The following is a 14,797-nucleotide window of genomic DNA, read 5'->3' on the forward strand; positions in this document are numbered from 1 at the left end:
GGAGGGCGGCCGTCCGTGTGTGGGCGACGGCATCCCCATCCAGCATGGAAACCCGGGACGAAACGAGCCGTGAAGCGCGTAGACTAGAGGGGACCCACGGCTACGCGAGGATAGAAACTCGCCATGTCGCACACCGTTTTGACCGTGTACACGGCGGGCGGTAGCCTGTGTGATTGTGCCCGTGAGTCGACGGGTCACACGTGTGTGTGCGGCGCCTTTCGCCCGACCGGGAGCGGCTTGGACCCTCCCGAGGTTCGGTACTGGCGTGCCGCTCATGTGAACCCCCTTCCATCAACGGCCTCCGGCCGGGTGTGTTTGGCTTCGCCCTGCGCGAGAACAAGCGCGACACGCCCGACATCGGGGGTCGGGGAGGTTCGGGAAATTCAGCAGGTCAATAGCGATATCGGCTACGAGAACCGGCGTAGGTCACGAGGAAGACGGAGACGCGGTGCCCACCATCCAGCAGCTGGTCCGTAAGGGCCGACAGGACAAGGTCGCAAAGAACAAGACCCCGGCGCTGAAGGGGAGTCCGCAGCGTCGTGGTGTGTGCACGCGTGTCTACACCACTACGCCGAAGAAGCCCAACTCCGCTCTGCGCAAGGTCGCTCGCGTGAAGCTGAGCAGCGGCATCGAGGTGACTGCCTACATTCCCGGCATCGGTCACAACCTCCAGGAGCACAGCATCGTGCTCGTCCGTGGTGGTCGTGTGAAGGACCTGCCGGGCGTCCGCTACCGAATTGTCCGCGGCTCGCTCGACACCCAGGGTGTCCGGGGCCGCAAGCAGGCGCGTAGCCACTACGGCGCCAAGAAGGAGAAGTAAGCATGCCGCGCAAGGGCCCGGCGCCGAAGCGCCAGCTCATCACCGACCCGGTCTACGGCTCGCCGCTCGTCACGCAGCTGATCAACAAGGTGCTGCTCGACGGCAAGCGCTCCATCGCCCAGCGCGTCGTCTACGACGCCCTGGAGGGTGCTCGCGAGAAGACCGGCCAGGACCCGCTCGTCGTTCTCAAGCGCGCCCTGGACAACGTCAAGCCCGCGCTCGAGGTCCGCAGCCGCCGTGTCGGTGGCGCGACCTACCAGGTGCCGGTCGAGGTTCGCGCCTCCCGGTCCACCACGCTGGCCCTGCGCTGGCTGGTCTCCTACTCGCGTCAGCGCCGCGAGAAGACCATGACCGAGCGTCTGATGAACGAGCTGGTCGACGCCAGCAACGGTCTCGGCGCGGCCGTCAAGAAGCGTGAGGACACGCACAAGATGGCCGAGTCGAACAAGGCCTTCGCTCACTACCGCTGGTAAAGCGGCTGGATCGGAACAGACCGAGGGACGACGAGCCTCATGGCTAAGACTTTGCTTGACCTGGCCAAGGTGCGAAACATCGGCATCATGGCCCACATCGACGCGGGTAAAACCACGACGACCGAGCGCATCCTGTACTACACCGGTGTCACCCACAAGGTGGGTGAGGTCCACGACGGCGCCGCCACGATGGACTGGATGAAGGAGGAGCAGGAGCGGGGTATCACCATTACCTCGGCTGCTACCACCACCCACTGGGCCGACCACACCATCAACATCATCGACACGCCCGGCCACGTCGACTTCACGGTCGAGGTCGAGCGGTCGCTGCGTGTCCTCGACGGTGCGGTCGCCGTGTTCGACGCCAAGGAGGGCGTGGAGCCCCAGTCCGAGCAGGTCTGGCGTCAGGCTGACCGCTACGGCGTTCCGCGTATCTGCTTCGTCAACAAGATGGACAAGATCGGCGCCGAGTTCCAGCGCTGCGTGGACATGTTCCGCGAGCGCCTGGGCGCCAACGCGATGCCGATCCAGCTCAACATCGGTGCCGAGAGCGACTTCAAGGGCGTCATCGACCTCGTCCGGATGAAGGCCTACGTCTGGAACGAAGAGGCCGCGCTGGGCGAGATGTACGACACGATCGACATCCCGGACACCCACGCGGACGCCGCCCGCGAGGCGCGCGACCAGTTCATCGAGACGCTGGCCGAGGCCGACGACGAGATCATGGAGCTGTACCTGGAGGGCCAGGAGCCCACCGTGGAGCAGCTCGTTCCCGCGATCCGTCGCGCCACCATCGCCGGTACCGCGGTGCCGGTGCTGTGCGGCACCGCGTTCAAGAACAAGGGCGTCCAGCCCCTGCTCGACGCGGTCACGGACTACCTCCCCTCGCCCCTGGACGTCGAGGCCATCGAGGGCCACGACCCCAAGGACGAGAGCGAGGAGACCAAGCTCGCCCGCAAGCCGAGCGTCGACGAGCCCATGTCCGCCCTGGTCTTCAAGATCATGAGCGACCCGCACCTGGGCAAGCTGACCTACGTGCGCGTCTACTCCGGCGTCCTGGAGCAGGGCACCCAGGTGCTCAACAGCCTCAAGGGCCGCAAGGAGCGCATCGGCAAGATCTACCGCATGCACTCCAACAAGCGTGAGGAGATCTCCCAGGCCGGTGCCGGCGACATCGTCGCCGTCATGGGTCTGAAGGACACCACGACCGGTGAGACGCTGTGCGAGCAGTCGGCTCCGATCGTCCTGGAGTCCATGTCGTTCCCGGCTCCGGTCATCGAGGTGGCCATCGAGCCCAAGACCAAGAGCGACCAGGAGAAGCTGGGCATCGCGATCCAGCGTCTGGCCGACGAGGACCCCTCCTTCCAGGTGGCCTCGGACGAGCAGACCGGTCAGACCGTGATCTCCGGCATGGGTGAGCTGCACCTCGAGGTGCTCGTCAACCGCATGCGCGACGAGTTCAAGGTCGAGGCGAACATCGGCAAGCCGCAGGTGGCGTACCGCGAGACCATTCGCAAGAAGGTCGAGGGGCACGTCTACACGCACAAGAAGCAGACCGGTGGTTCGGGCCAGTTCGCCAAGGTCAAGATCAACCTCGAGCCCCTCGAGACCGAGAGCGGCGACGCGTCCGGCTACGAGTTCGTCAACTCGGTCACCGGTGGCCGCATCCCGCGGGAGTACATCCCGTCGGTCGACGCGGGCTGCCAGGAGGCCGCCGAGCTGGGTGTGCTCGCGCACTACCCGCTGGTCGGCATCAAGGTGACGCTGACGGACGGCCAGTACCACGAGGTCGACTCCTCCGAGATGGCCTTCAAGACCGCCGGCTCGATGGCCTTCAAGGAGGCCGTCAGGCTCGCGAAGCCCACGCTCCTGGAGCCGGTCATGGCCGTCGAGGTCACCACTCCGGAGGACTACATGGGTGACGTCATCGGTGACCTGAACTCCCGCCGTGGACAGATCCAGTCCATGGACGAGCGTTCCGGCGTCCGCGTCGTCAAGGCCCAGGTTCCTCTCTCCGAGATGTTCGGCTACGTGGGTGACCTTCGTAGCCGCACGCAGGGTCGAGCCAACTACTCGATGGTGTTCGACTCCTACGCGGAGGTTCCGTCCGCTGTCGCCCAAGAAATTGTGGCGAAGGTTCGCGGCGAGTAATCGCCCGCGGACACGTAACCAGCTCGCTCCCGCGGCCGCGGGAGCGGGCACCAGATAGCTCTGTACGTCTAGGAGACATCCAGTGGCGAAGGAAAAGTTCGAGCGGACTAAGCCGCACGTCAACATCGGCACCATCGGTCACATTGACCACGGCAAGACCACGCTGACCGCGGCCATCACCAAGGTGCTGCACGACGCGTACCCGGAGCTGAACCCGTTCACCCCGTTCGAGGACATCGACAACGCTCCTGAGGAGCGCGAGCGCGGTATCACCATCTCCGTCGCCCACGTCGAGTACCAGACCGAGGCGCGTCACTACGCCCACGTCGACTGCCCGGGCCACGCCGACTACGTGAAGAACATGATCACGGGTGCGGCCCAGATGGACGGCGCGATCCTGGTCGTGGCCGCCACCGACGGCCCGATGCCGCAGACCAAGGAGCACGTGCTCCTGGCCCGCCAGGTCGGCGTCCCCGCCATCGTCGTCGCCCTGAACAAGGCCGACATGGTGGACGACGAGGAGATCTTCGAGCTCGTCGAGCTCGAGGTCCGCGAGCTGCTCAGCGAGTACGAGTTCCCCGGTGACGACGTTCCGGTCACCAAGGTCTCCGCGCTCAAGGCCCTCGAGGGCGACGCCACCTGGGCGCAGTCCGTCCTGGAGCTCATGGGCACCGTGGACAGCTTCATCCCCGAGCCCGAGCGTGACACCGACAAGCCGTTCCTCATGCCCATCGAGGACGTCTTCTCGATCACCGGTCGCGGCACCGTCGTCACCGGTCGTATCGAGCGCGGCATCATCAACGTCAACGAGACCGTTGACATCGTGGGCATCAAGGAAGAGAAGCAGACCACCACGGTCACCGGTGTCGAGATGTTCCGCAAGCTGCTCGACCAGGGCCAGGCGGGCGACAACGTCGGCCTGCTCCTGCGCGGCATCAAGCGTGAGGACGTCGAGCGCGGCCAGGTCGTCATCAAGCCGGGCACGACCACCCCGCACACGGAGTTCGAGGCCCAGGTCGTCATCCTGTCCAAGGACGAGGGTGGCCGCCACACGCCGTTCTTCAACAACTACCGCCCGCAGTTCTACTTCCGCACGACCGACGTCACCGGCGTCGTGACGCTGCCGGAGGGCACCGAGATGGTCATGCCCGGTGACAACACCGAGATGACCGTCCAGCTGATCCAGCCGGTCGCCATGGAGGACGGTCTGAAGTTCGCCATCCGCGAGGGTGGTCGGACCGTGGGCGCCGGTCGCGTCACGAAGATCATCAAGTAGTACCCAGGTTGGGGTGGCGAACCGCCACCCCGACGCGGTGGTCGGGCCGTGTTCGCACGGCCCGACCACCGCACCACCAAAGACGTCATCGGGCTCTGTGACGGTGACGCACCGCAGGGGCAAGCCCTGTTGCGGTTTCTCAAGGGAATAGGGGCTCACGGTACACGGCGGTCTCCGCCGGGGCCTGGGCGTCTGTGACCGGGACAGACACCGTTACGGACACTGAAGCGAAGGACGAACAGGCCACATGGCGGGACAGAAGATCCGCATTCGGCTAAAGGCCTATGACCACGAGGTCATCGACAGCTCGGCGAAGAAGATCGTCGAGACTGTGACGCGAACTGGTGCACAGGTCGCGGGCCCGGTGCCGCTGCCGACGGAGAAGAACGTTTACTGCGTCATCAAGTCGCCGCACAAGTACAAGGACTCGCGCGAGCACTTCGAGATGCGCACGCACAAGCGGCTGATCGACATCATCGACCCCACGCCGAAGACCGTCGACTCGCTCATGCGGCTCGACCTGCCGGCGGGCGTTGACATCGAGATCAAGCTTTAAGGACGCACAGACATGGCCACCAAGCAGATCAAGGGAGTTCTGGGCGAGAAGCTCGGCATGACCCAGGTCTTCGACGACGCGGGCAAGATCGTGCCCGTGACGGTTCTGAAGGCCGGTCCGTGCGTCGTGAGCCGCATCCGGACTCCGGACACCGATGGCTACTCCGCTATCCAGCTCGGCTACGGGCAGATCAACCCGCGCAAGGTGAACAAGCCGCTCGGCGACTACCTGCGCGCGCACGACCTGACCCCGCGCCGGCACTACGTCGAGGTCCGCACCGAGGACGCCTCCGAGTACCAGCTCGGCCAGGAGGTCTCCGCGGACAGCTTCGAGAGCGGCCAGAGGGTCGACGTCACGGGTAAGAGCAAGGGCAAGGGCTTCGCCGGTGTGATGAAGCGCCACGGTTTCCGTGGTCTCTCCGCCACGCACGGCACGCAGCGCAAGCACCGCTCTCCCGGTTCCATCGGCGGCTGCGCCACGCCCGGCCGCGTTTTCAAGGGCATGAGGATGGCTGGGCGCATGGGCAACGTGCGCAAGACCGTCCAGAACCTGACCGTCCACTCCGTGGATGCGGAGAAGGGCCTCATCCTGGTCAAGGGTGCTGTTCCCGGTCCCAACGGCGGTCTGGTGCTCGTCCGCACCGCTGTGAAGGGGGACAAGTAAGCCATGGCCCAGATCGAGGTCAAGAACCCCGAGGGTGGCGCCAAGGGCAGCGTGGAGCTGCCGGACAGCGTCTTCGCCCAGCAGGTCAGCATCCCGCTGATCCACCAGGTCGTGAACGGCCAGCTGGCCGCCGGCCGCCAGGGCACCCACGCCACCAAGACCCGCGGCGACGTCCGCGGCGGTGGCAAGAAGCCCTACCGGCAGAAGGGCACCGGCCGGGCCCGTCAGGGCTCCATCCGGGCGCCGCAGTACGCCGGCGGTGGCACGGTCCACGGCCCCCAGCCGCGGGACTACTCCCAGCGCACCCCGAAGAAGATGAAGGCCGCCGCCCTGCGCGGAGCCCTCTCCGACCGGGCGCGTCACGGGCGTATCCACGTCCTCAGCTCGTTCGTGGCCGAGGACGCCGACACCAAGCTCACGCAGACGGCCCTCAAGGCGCTGCGTCAGGTGACCGAGTCCGACAAGGTCCTGGTCGTTCTGGCCCGCGAGGACGAGCACAACCGGCGCGCCCTGCGCAACCTCGAGGAAGTCCACATCCTCGACGCGGACCAGGTGAACACCTACGACGTCCTCTACTCGGACGACGTGGTCTTCACCGAGGCGGGCTACGCCGAGTTCCTGGCCCACGCGGCCGGTGCCAAGGCCGCGCAGTCCGAGGAGGACGACCAGTGAGGATCGCCGACCACCGGGACATCATCGTCGAGCCGGTGATCTCCGAGAAGAGCTACGGGCTCATGGACGAGAACAAGTACACGTTCATCGTTCGCCCGGACGCCAACAAGACCCAGATCAAGATCGCGGTCGAGAAGATCTTCGACGTGAAGGTCACGAGCGTGAACACGATCAACCGCAAGGGCAAGCGCAAGCGCACCCGCTTCGGTTACGGGAAGCGTCCCGACACCAAGCGCGCGATCGTCAGTGTCGCCGAGGGCGACCGGATCGACATCTTCGGTGTCTGACCTTCCGGGTCTGACCGCTACACATCAAGTAACACGTAAAGGAATGCGCGAAGAAGATGGGCATTCGTAAGTACAAGCCGACGACACCGGGTCGTCGCGGTTCCAGCGTGAGCGACTTCGTCGAGATCACGCGCTCGGAGCCGGAGAAGTCCCTGGTCCGTCCGCTGCACTCCAAGGGCGGGCGCAACGGCCACGGCCGCATCACCGCTCGCCACCAGGGCGGCGGTCACAAGCGGGCCTACCGTGTGATCGACTTCCGTCGCCACGACAAGGACGGCGTGCCGGCCAAGGTCGCGCACATCGAGTACGACCCGAACCGCACGGCCCGCATCGCCCTGCTGCACTACGTGGACGGTGAGAAGCGCTACATCCTGGCGCCCGCCGGCCTCAAGCAGGGCGACCGCGTCGAGAACGGTCCGCAGTCGGACATCAAGCCGGGCAACTGCCTCCCGCTGCGCAACATCCCCACGGGTACGTTCGTGCACGCGGTGGAGCTCAAGCCCGGTGGCGGTGCCAAGCTCGGCCGCTCCGCGGGATCCCAGATCCAGCTCCTCGCCAAGGAGGGACGCTACGCCACGCTGCGTATGCCCTCCGGTGAGATGCGCATGGTGGAGATCACCTGCCGCGCGACCGTCGGACAGGTCGGCAACGCCGAGCAGTCCAACATCAACTGGGGCAAGGCCGGCCGTTCGCGGTGGAAGGGCAAGCGCCCGACCGTCCGCGGTGTGGTCATGAACCCGGTCGACCACCCGCACGGCGGTGGTGAGGGCAAGACCTCCGGTGGTCGGCACCCGGTCAGCCCCTGGGGTAAGAAGGAAGGCCGGACCCGGGCCAAGAACAAGGCCAGCGACAAGCTCATCGTGCGGCGTCGGCGTAGCGGTAAGAAGAAGCGGTAAGGAGCACGTCTGATGCCACGTAGCCTTAAGAAGGGTCCCTTCGTCGACGACCACCTGATCAAGAAGGTGGAAGCGCAGAACGAGAAGGGGACCAAGAACGTCATCAAGACGTGGTCCCGGCGGTCCATGATCATCCCGGAGATGATCGGTCACACGATCGCCGTCCACGACGGCCGCAAGCACGTCCCCGTGTTCGTGTCCGAGTCGATGGTCGGCCACAAGCTCGGCGAGTTCGCTCCCACGCGTACTTTCCGCAGCCACGTCAAGGAAGACCGCCGTAGCCGCCGTTAGCGGTTGCAGCAGGAGTAAGAACCATTTCTCCACGGTGAGTGGAGATGAATTTCCGTGAGCGAGGGAAAAGCGATGGGAACGAGGGCTCAGGCACGGTTCGTCCGTGTTACGCCCCGGAAGGCCCGCCGGGTGGTGGACCTTATTCGCGGGTTGCCCGCTGACGAGGCACAGGCGGTGCTCCGGTTCGCGCCCCAGTCGGCGAGCGAGCCTGTTGGCAAGGTACTGGCCAGTGCCATCGCCAACGCTGAGCACAATGACAAGCTGGACCGTGAGACGCTGGTGGTCGAGCGCGCGTGGGTGGACGAGGGTCCGACCCTGAAGCGCATTCGCCCGCGGGGTTTCGGCCGCGCTTTCCGGGTGACCAAGCGCACGAGCCACATCACCGTGGTCGTCGCTGAGAACTCGGGCGCCTCGTCCAAGACGAAGGAAAGGACCCGATAGTGGGGCAGAAGGTTAACCCGCACGGGTTCCGCCTCGGTGTCACCACCGACTTCAAGAGCCGCTGGTACGCGGACAAGGCCTACAAGGACTACGTCAAGGAAGACGTGGCGATCCGCCGGATGCTGACCGGCGACATGGAGCGCGCCGGCATCTCCAAGGTCGAGATCGAGCGCACCCGTGACCGCGTCCGCGTCGACGTCTACACCGCCCGGCCGGGCATCGTCATCGGCCGCCGCGGCGTGGAGGCCGACAAGATCCGCACGAAGCTGGAGAAGCTGACCGGCAAGCAGGTCCAGCTGAACGTCTTCGAGGTCAAGAACCCCGAGACCGACGCCCAGCTCGTCGCCCAGGGCGTCGCCGAGCAGCTGAGCAGTCGCGTGGCCTTCCGCCGCGCGATGCGCAAGGCCATGCAGAGCGCCGTCAAGAGCGGTGCCAAGGGCATCCGTATCCAGTGCGGTGGCCGTCTGGGCGGGGCCGAGATGTCCCGCTCGGAGTTCTACCGTGAGGGTCGGGTCCCGCTGCACACGCTGCGCGCCGACATCGACTACGGCTTCTTCGAGGCCCGCACGACCTTCGGCCGCATCGGCGTGAAGGTCTGGATCTACAAGGGCGACGCGCCCGCGACCCGCGCCGAGCGCGAGGCGGCCCAGGCCGCCCAGCGTTCCGCCGGCGGTGGCGGTGGCGGTCAGCGCCGTGAGCGTCCGCAGCGCCGCCGTCGTGGCGGCGGTGGCGGCGGCCAGCAGGGCGCCGAGTCCAAGGCCCCGGCTGAGTCCGCGAAGACCGAGGGGAGCTGACCAGTGCTTATTCCTCGTAAGGTCAAGTACCGTAAGCAGCACCACCCGGACCTTCGTGGCAAGGCCAAGGGCGGCACCTCGGTGACCTTCGGTGAGTACGGCATCCAGGCGCTGGACGCGGCCTACGTGACGAACCGCCAGATCGAGGCGGCTCGTATCGCCATGACGCGGCACATCAAGCGTGGCGGCAAGGTGTGGATCAACATCTTCCCGGACCGCCCGCTGACGAAGAAGCCCGCCGAGGTCCGCATGGGTTCCGGTAAGGGTTCGCCCGAGTGGTGGGTCGCCCCGGTCAAGCCCGGGCGCGTGATGTTCGAGCTGTCGGGCGTGCCCGAGGCGGTGGCCAAGGAAGCCATGCGTCGTGCGATGCACAAGCTCCCGATGAAGTGCAAGTTTGTTAAGCGGGAGGGGGAGTGATGGCGAAGTCCGTGACTGCCCACGAGCTGCGCGACCAGTCCGTCGAGGACCTGGTCGAGAAGCTCAAGGAAGCGAAGACCGAGCTCTTCAACCTCCGCTTCCAGGCCGCCACCGGCCAGCTCGACAACCACAGCCGTCTGCGTACCGTGAAGCGCGAGATCGCGCGGATCTACACGGTCCTGCGGGAGCACGAGCTGGGCATCGTCCCGCTGTCTGGTGAGTCGGCTGAGGAGACGAAGGAAGCAGCCGAATGAGTGAGAACCAGACCGCGACCCGCAACTACCGCAAGGTGCGCGAGGGCTACGTCGTCAGCGACAAGATGGACAAGACCGTCGTTGTCGAGGTCGAGGACCGCGTCAAGCACGCCCTGTACGGCAAGGTCATCCGTCGGACGACCAAGTACAAGGCCCATGACGAGGCGAACTCCTGTGGCGTCGGTGACCGGGTCCGTTTGATGGAGACCCGGCCGCTCTCCGCGACGAAGCGTTGGCGCGTCGTGGAGATCCTGGAGAAGGCTAAGTAACCCCGGCCTGTCGGCGGCCGACACTCGGTGTCGGCCGCCGGCGCGAGGGGTGAGACCACCTAGCCGTGCGGCAGTGGACCGCACGCATCACATCAGGAGCAGACGTGATTCAGCAGGAGTCGCGACTCAAGGTCGCCGACAACACGGGTGCCAAGGAGATCCTCACCATCCGTGTTCTCGGTGGCTCGGGTCGGCGCTACGCCGGGATCGGCGACACGATCGTCGCCACGGTGAAGGACGCCCTGCCTGGCGCTGGAGTCAAGAAGGGCGACGTCGTCAAGGCCGTTGTCGTGCGCACCGTCAAGGAGCGCCGCCGGCCCGACGGCTCCTACATCCGCTTCGATGAGAACGCTGCCGTGCTCATCAAGGACGGTGGGGACCCGCGAGGCACCCGTATCTTCGGCCCGGTCGGCCGTGAGCTGCGGGACAAGAAGTACATGCGCATCATTTCGCTGGCGCCGGAGGTGCTGTAGGCGATGAAGATCAAATCTGGCGACGAGGTCATCGTCATCGCCGGCAAGGACAAGGGTGCCACCGGGAAGGTCGTCAAGGCCCTCCCGAGTGAGGACCGTGTCGTCGTCGAGGGCGTCAACCTGGTCAAGAAGCACAGGAAGGCCAACCCGGCGGGCGGCCAGCAGGGCGAGGTCGTCACCAAGGAGGCCCCGATCCACGTGAGCAACGTTGCGCTCGCGGAGGACGGCAAGGCCATCCGGGCGGGCTACCGCTTCGAGGAAGACGGAACCAAGGTTCGGGTCTCCCGCCGCACTGGTAAGGACATCTGATGACGGTCACCAACGACATCACGGTCCCTCCGATGCCGCGGCTGAAGGAGAAGTACCGTAACGAGATCGCTTCCGCCCTCAGGGAGGAGTTCGAGCTCGCCAACGTCATGCAGATCCCCGGTCTGACCAAGATCGTGGTCAACATGGGTGTCGGCGAGGCGGCGCGGGACGCGAAGCTGATCCAGGGCGCGGTCGCCGACCTGTCGGCGATCACCGGCCAGAAGCCGCGGATCAACCGCGCGAAGAACTCCATCGCGCAGTTCAAGCTGCGCGAGGGGCAGCCGATCGGCGCCAGCGTCACGCTGCGCGGCGACCGGATGTGGGAGTTCCTCGACCGGTTGCTCTCGCTGGCTCTGCCCCGGATCCGGGACTTCCGCGGTCTGTCCCCGAAGCAGTTCGACGGGAACGGGAACTACACCTTCGGTCTGACCGAGCAGGTCATGTTCCACGAGGTGGACCCGGACAAGGTCGACCGGCAGCGTGGCATGGACATCACGGTCGTCACCACGGCGGCCAACGACGACCAGGGCCGCAGCCTGCTCAAGCGGCTCGGTTTCCCGTTCAAGGAAGCCTGAGGGGTAACGCAAGATGGCTAAGAAGTCCCTGATCGCGAAGGCGGCCCGCAAGCCGAAGTTCGCCGTTCGCGCGTATACTCGATGCTCGCGGTGCGGCCGCCCCCGCGCCGTCTACCGGAAGTTCGGCCTCTGCCGCATCTGCTTCCGCGAGATGGCCCACCGGGGCGAGCTGCCCGGTATCGCCAAGTCGAGCTGGTAGTTCCCGGTGGGGCCGGCCCCGCACCGCCCTCCCCCAGGGGAGAGCACCGCGGGGCCGCCCCCCGGAGCCACCTCTCGCTGGCTCAACAGTAGTGACCGTTCCCACACCTGGGAAGCGGTCCGGTACCAAACAACCATCAGGGCACGGCAGTCCCCTTCGGGATCGCGGTGCCCACGACCACGCCGTAGGTCCGTTTGTGCACCTCCACGGGTACGTCCCGTGCGGGGACAGGCCCTGGGAAGGCCCGCACTCGGAAACCGCGGTGAGGAAGGGCCAGTCGGCCATGACGATGACCGACCCGATCGCAGACATGCTGACGCGTCTGCGTAACGCGAATTCGGCGTACCACGACACCGTGACGATGCCGTATTCCAAGATCAAGGCGCACATCGCCGAGATCCTCCAGCAGGAGGGCTTCATCCAGGGGTGGCGGACCGAGGAGGCCACCGTCGGCAAGAGCCTCGTCCTGGACCTGAAGTACGGCCCCACCCGTGAGCGCTCCATCGCGGGCATCCGCCGGGTCTCCAAGCCCGGCCTGCGTGTGTACGCGAAGAAGGAGAACCTGCCCCGGGTGCTGGGCGGCCTCGGTGTGGCGATTATTTCGACGTCCGGCGGCCTGATGACCGACAAGCAGGCCAAGAAGCGTGGCGTTGGCGGCGAAGTCCTCGCCTACGTCTGGTAACAGGGAGAGATTGAAGCATGTCGCGTATCGGTCGACTGCCGATCTCGGCCCCCAAGGGCGTCGAAGTCACGATTGACGGGCAAGACGTCACTGTCAAGGGGCCGAAGGGCGAACTCAAGCACACCGTCGCCGAGCCGATCACCGTCTCCAGGGACGAGGACGGCGTCATCACGGTGGTGCGTCCCGACGACAAGCCGGAGAACCGGTCGCTGCACGGTCTGACCCGTGCGCTGATCGCCAACCTCATCGAGGGTGTCTCCAAGGGCTACTCCAAGACGCTGGAGATCCACGGTGTGGGTTACCGCGTCCAGGCTCGCGGCTCCAACCTGGAGTTCTCGCTGGGCTACAGCCACCCCGTCGTGGTGGAGCCGCCGGAGGGCATCAGCTTCCGTGTCGAGAAGCCGACGCTCCTCCACGTCGAGGGCATCGACAAGCAGCTGGTGGGCCAGGTCGCCGCGAACATCCGCGGTCTGCGCAGGCCTGACCCGTACAAGGCCAAGGGCGTGCGGTACCAGGGTGAGCACATCCGCCGCAAGGCCGGAAAGGCTGGTAAGTAGGCATGGGCATCACCGTGAGCCGCAAGCGGACCGCCAAGCGCGCCACCTCCCGTGCGCGCCGCCAGTTCCGTGTCCGCAAGAAGGTGCAGGGCACCGCCGAGCGTCCGCGTCTGGCCGTGTTCCGCTCCTCCAAGCACATCGTCGCGCAGATCATCGACGACACGAAGGGCCACACGCTGGCCGCCGCGTCGTCCGTCGAGGCCGACGTTCGCGGGCTTGAGGGCACCAAGTCCGACAGGTCCGTCAAGGTGGGCCAGCTCCTCGCGCAGCGCGCGAAGGACGCCGGCGTCACCCAGGTCGTCTTCGACCGTGGCGGGAACCAGTACGCCGGCCGTATCGCCAAGCTCGCCGAGGCGGCGCGCGAGGGCGGACTGGAGTTCTAGCCGATGACCTCTGTACTTGGCAACATCAACCACGAGAAGAGGAACCACTGATGGCTGCAGCACCGCGGCGCGGCGCCGGTGGCGAGCGGCGTGATCGCCGTGACGATCGCCGCGGCGGCGCCGCAGACAAGGGTGTCTCCTACATCGAGAAGGTCGTGACCATCAACCGGGTCGCGAAGGTCGTCAAGGGCGGCCGTCGCTTCTCCTTCACCGCCCTGGTCGTCGTCGGTGACGGCAACGGCATGGTCGGTGTCGGTTACGGCAAGGCCAAGGAGGTCCCGGCCGCGATCGCCAAGGGTGTCGAGGAGGCGAAGAAGAACTTCTTCCGCGTTCCCCGCGTCCAGGGCACGATCGTGCACCAGGTCCAGGGTGAGGACGCCGCGGGCGTTGTCCTGCTCCGTCCGGCCGCCCCGGGTACCGGTGTTATCGCCGGTGGTCCCGTGCGCGCCGTCCTGGAGTGCGCCGGCATCCACGACATCCTGAGCAAGTCGCTCGGGTCGTCCAACCCGCTGAACATCGTGCACGCCACCGTGGCTGCTCTCAAGGGGCTCAACCAGCCCGAGGAGATCGCCGCCCGCCGTGGCCTGCCGATCGAGGACGTCGCCCCGGCCGCGCTCCTGCGTGCCCGCGCTGAGGCGAAGGCAGGAGCCTGACCATGGCCAAGCTCAAGATCACGCAGACCCGTTCCAAGATCGGCGGCAAGGAGAAGCAGCACGCTGCCCTCCAGTCGCTGGGCCTGGGCCGGATCGGCAAGTCCACCGTCCGTGAGGACCGCCCCGAGGTTCGCGGGCAGATCACGATCGTCTCGCACCTCGTCTCTGTCGAGGAGGTTGCCGAATGAGCGACTACAACCCCGACGAGCTGCTCAAGCTGCACCACCTGCGGCCGGCCCCGGGTGCCAACAAGGCCAAGACCCGCAAGGGCCGCGGCGAGGCGTCCAAGGGCAAGACCGCCGGTCGCGGCACCAAGGGCACGAAGGCTCGTAACACGGTGCGCCCCGGCTTCGAGGGCGGCCAGATGCCGCTGATCAAGCGGGTGCCCAAGCTGAAGGGCTTCAGCAACGCCCGGTTCAAGACGACCTACCAGGTCGTCAACCTGGACCGCCTGACCGAGCTCTACCCCGAGGGTGGCGCGGTCACGGTCGAGGACCTGGTCGCCAAGGGCGCGGTTCGCAAGAACCAGCCCGTCAAGGTGCTGGGGACCGGTGAGATCACCGTCGCCGTGCAGGTGAGCGTGAACGCGCTCTCCGCCACGGCGAAGGAGAAGATCACCGCCGCCGGTGGCTCCGTCACCGAGCTGTAGGGGTCTTCCCCGCGATGCGTTTGTAGGGGCGCCCGCCCGGCAGGTCCGTGACAGACC

Annotated in this window: 25 protein-coding genes; all 25 read left to right on the forward strand. The window is 66.4% G+C overall.

What is annotated here, in order from left to right; genetic code table 11:
• Positions 1–448: 448 nt before the first annotated feature.
• The 25 genes from rpsL to rplO all read left to right on the forward strand — a co-directional run bounded on the left by rpsL (position 449) and on the right by rplO (position 14,740).
• Complete coding sequence (gene rpsL, locus ACTVAJ_RS13090) at positions 449–820, forward strand: 30S ribosomal protein S12 (protein ID WP_014912437.1); 372 nt, start codon at positions 449–451, stop codon at positions 818–820.
• A 2-nt stretch (positions 821–822) separates the two neighbouring features.
• Positions 823–1,293: a 30S ribosomal protein S7 gene (gene rpsG, locus ACTVAJ_RS13095; protein WP_017598533.1), complete on the forward strand. Its 471-nt coding sequence runs from the start codon at positions 823–825 to the stop codon at positions 1,291–1,293.
• A gap of 39 nt (positions 1,294–1,332) precedes the next feature.
• Positions 1,333–3,444 carry an elongation factor G gene (fusA, locus tag ACTVAJ_RS13100; protein ID WP_470388397.1) on the forward strand — a complete coding sequence of 704 codons (2,112 nt, stop codon included), beginning with the start codon at positions 1,333–1,335 and terminating at the stop codon, positions 3,442–3,444.
• 82 nt (positions 3,445–3,526) lie between these two features.
• Positions 3,527–4,720 (forward strand): elongation factor Tu, encoded by a 1,194-nt coding sequence (tuf, locus tag ACTVAJ_RS13105; RefSeq protein WP_470388398.1) that lies wholly within the window; start codon positions 3,527–3,529, stop codon positions 4,718–4,720.
• Between the two features lie 247 nt (positions 4,721–4,967).
• Positions 4,968–5,276 (forward strand): 30S ribosomal protein S10, encoded by a 309-nt coding sequence (gene rpsJ, locus ACTVAJ_RS13110; RefSeq protein ID WP_017598536.1) that lies wholly within the window; start codon positions 4,968–4,970, stop codon positions 5,274–5,276.
• A gap of 12 nt (positions 5,277–5,288) precedes the next feature.
• On the forward strand, positions 5,289–5,939 hold the full coding sequence (rplC, locus tag ACTVAJ_RS13115) for a 50S ribosomal protein L3 (protein ID WP_470388399.1): 651 nt from the start codon (positions 5,289–5,291) through the stop codon (positions 5,937–5,939).
• Positions 5,940–5,942: 3 nt separating this feature from the next.
• Positions 5,943–6,611, forward strand: coding sequence for a 50S ribosomal protein L4 (gene rplD / locus ACTVAJ_RS13120; protein ID WP_470388400.1), 669 nt, complete (start codon positions 5,943–5,945; stop codon positions 6,609–6,611).
• Positions 6,608–6,898, forward strand: coding sequence for a 50S ribosomal protein L23 (gene rplW, locus ACTVAJ_RS13125; RefSeq protein WP_017598539.1), 291 nt, complete (start codon positions 6,608–6,610; stop codon positions 6,896–6,898). Before rplD ends, rplW begins: the two co-directional genes overlap by 4 nt.
• A gap of 56 nt (positions 6,899–6,954) precedes the next feature.
• A complete protein-coding gene (gene rplB / locus ACTVAJ_RS13130) occupies positions 6,955–7,794 on the forward strand; it encodes a 50S ribosomal protein L2 (RefSeq protein WP_017598540.1) in 840 nt (279 codons plus the stop codon).
• A 12-nt stretch (positions 7,795–7,806) separates the two neighbouring features.
• Positions 7,807–8,085 (forward strand): 30S ribosomal protein S19, encoded by a 279-nt coding sequence (gene rpsS, locus ACTVAJ_RS13135; RefSeq protein ID WP_470388401.1) that lies wholly within the window; start codon positions 7,807–7,809, stop codon positions 8,083–8,085.
• Positions 8,086–8,157: 72 nt separating this feature from the next.
• Entirely contained in the window at positions 8,158–8,526 is a 369-nt protein-coding gene (gene rplV / locus ACTVAJ_RS13140; protein ID WP_017598542.1) for a 50S ribosomal protein L22, read from the forward strand.
• Entirely contained in the window at positions 8,526–9,320 is a 795-nt protein-coding gene (gene rpsC / locus ACTVAJ_RS13145) for a 30S ribosomal protein S3 (protein ID WP_470388402.1), read from the forward strand. The genes rplV and rpsC overlap by 1 nt, the downstream gene beginning before the upstream one ends.
• A gap of 3 nt (positions 9,321–9,323) precedes the next feature.
• Positions 9,324–9,737 (forward strand): 50S ribosomal protein L16, encoded by a 414-nt coding sequence (rplP, locus tag ACTVAJ_RS13150; RefSeq protein ID WP_017598544.1) that lies wholly within the window; start codon positions 9,324–9,326, stop codon positions 9,735–9,737.
• A complete protein-coding gene (rpmC, locus tag ACTVAJ_RS13155) occupies positions 9,737–9,991 on the forward strand; it encodes a 50S ribosomal protein L29 (RefSeq protein WP_017598545.1) in 255 nt (84 codons plus the stop codon). Before rplP ends, rpmC begins: the two co-directional genes overlap by 1 nt.
• Positions 9,988–10,260, forward strand: a complete 273-nt coding sequence (rpsQ, locus tag ACTVAJ_RS13160) for a 30S ribosomal protein S17 (protein WP_017598546.1) — start codon at positions 9,988–9,990, stop codon at positions 10,258–10,260. Before rpmC ends, rpsQ begins: the two co-directional genes overlap by 4 nt.
• Positions 10,261–10,364: 104 nt before the next feature.
• A complete protein-coding gene (rplN, locus tag ACTVAJ_RS13165; RefSeq protein WP_013156121.1) occupies positions 10,365–10,733 on the forward strand; it encodes a 50S ribosomal protein L14 in 369 nt (122 codons plus the stop codon).
• A 3-nt stretch (positions 10,734–10,736) separates the two neighbouring features.
• Complete coding sequence (rplX, locus tag ACTVAJ_RS13170) at positions 10,737–11,042, forward strand: 50S ribosomal protein L24 (protein ID WP_470388403.1); 306 nt, start codon at positions 10,737–10,739, stop codon at positions 11,040–11,042.
• Entirely contained in the window at positions 11,042–11,617 is a 576-nt protein-coding gene (rplE, locus tag ACTVAJ_RS13175; RefSeq protein WP_470388404.1) for a 50S ribosomal protein L5, read from the forward strand. Before rplX ends, rplE begins: the two co-directional genes overlap by 1 nt.
• Positions 11,618–11,630: 13 nt before the next feature.
• Complete coding sequence (locus tag ACTVAJ_RS13180) at positions 11,631–11,816, forward strand: type Z 30S ribosomal protein S14 (RefSeq protein ID WP_017598549.1); 186 nt, start codon at positions 11,631–11,633, stop codon at positions 11,814–11,816.
• Between the two features lie 283 nt (positions 11,817–12,099).
• A complete protein-coding gene (gene rpsH, locus ACTVAJ_RS13185) occupies positions 12,100–12,498 on the forward strand; it encodes a 30S ribosomal protein S8 (protein WP_470388405.1) in 399 nt (132 codons plus the stop codon).
• Between the two features lie 17 nt (positions 12,499–12,515).
• Entirely contained in the window at positions 12,516–13,055 is a 540-nt protein-coding gene (rplF, locus tag ACTVAJ_RS13190; RefSeq protein WP_470388406.1) for a 50S ribosomal protein L6, read from the forward strand.
• 2 nt (positions 13,056–13,057) lie between these two features.
• Positions 13,058–13,438, forward strand: coding sequence for a 50S ribosomal protein L18 (gene rplR, locus ACTVAJ_RS13195; RefSeq protein WP_470388407.1), 381 nt, complete (start codon positions 13,058–13,060; stop codon positions 13,436–13,438).
• A 50-nt stretch (positions 13,439–13,488) separates the two neighbouring features.
• On the forward strand, positions 13,489–14,091 hold the full coding sequence (gene rpsE / locus ACTVAJ_RS13200) for a 30S ribosomal protein S5 (protein ID WP_470388408.1): 603 nt from the start codon (positions 13,489–13,491) through the stop codon (positions 14,089–14,091).
• A 2-nt stretch (positions 14,092–14,093) separates the two neighbouring features.
• Entirely contained in the window at positions 14,094–14,279 is a 186-nt protein-coding gene (rpmD, locus tag ACTVAJ_RS13205) for a 50S ribosomal protein L30 (protein WP_017598554.1), read from the forward strand.
• Entirely contained in the window at positions 14,276–14,740 is a 465-nt protein-coding gene (rplO, locus tag ACTVAJ_RS13210; protein WP_470388409.1) for a 50S ribosomal protein L15, read from the forward strand. The genes rpmD and rplO overlap by 4 nt, the downstream gene beginning before the upstream one ends.
• The last annotated feature ends 57 nt before the right edge of the window (positions 14,741–14,797 follow it).

The sequence above is a fragment of the Nocardiopsis sp. KDC1DS13DA1 genome (assembly GCF_055632325.1).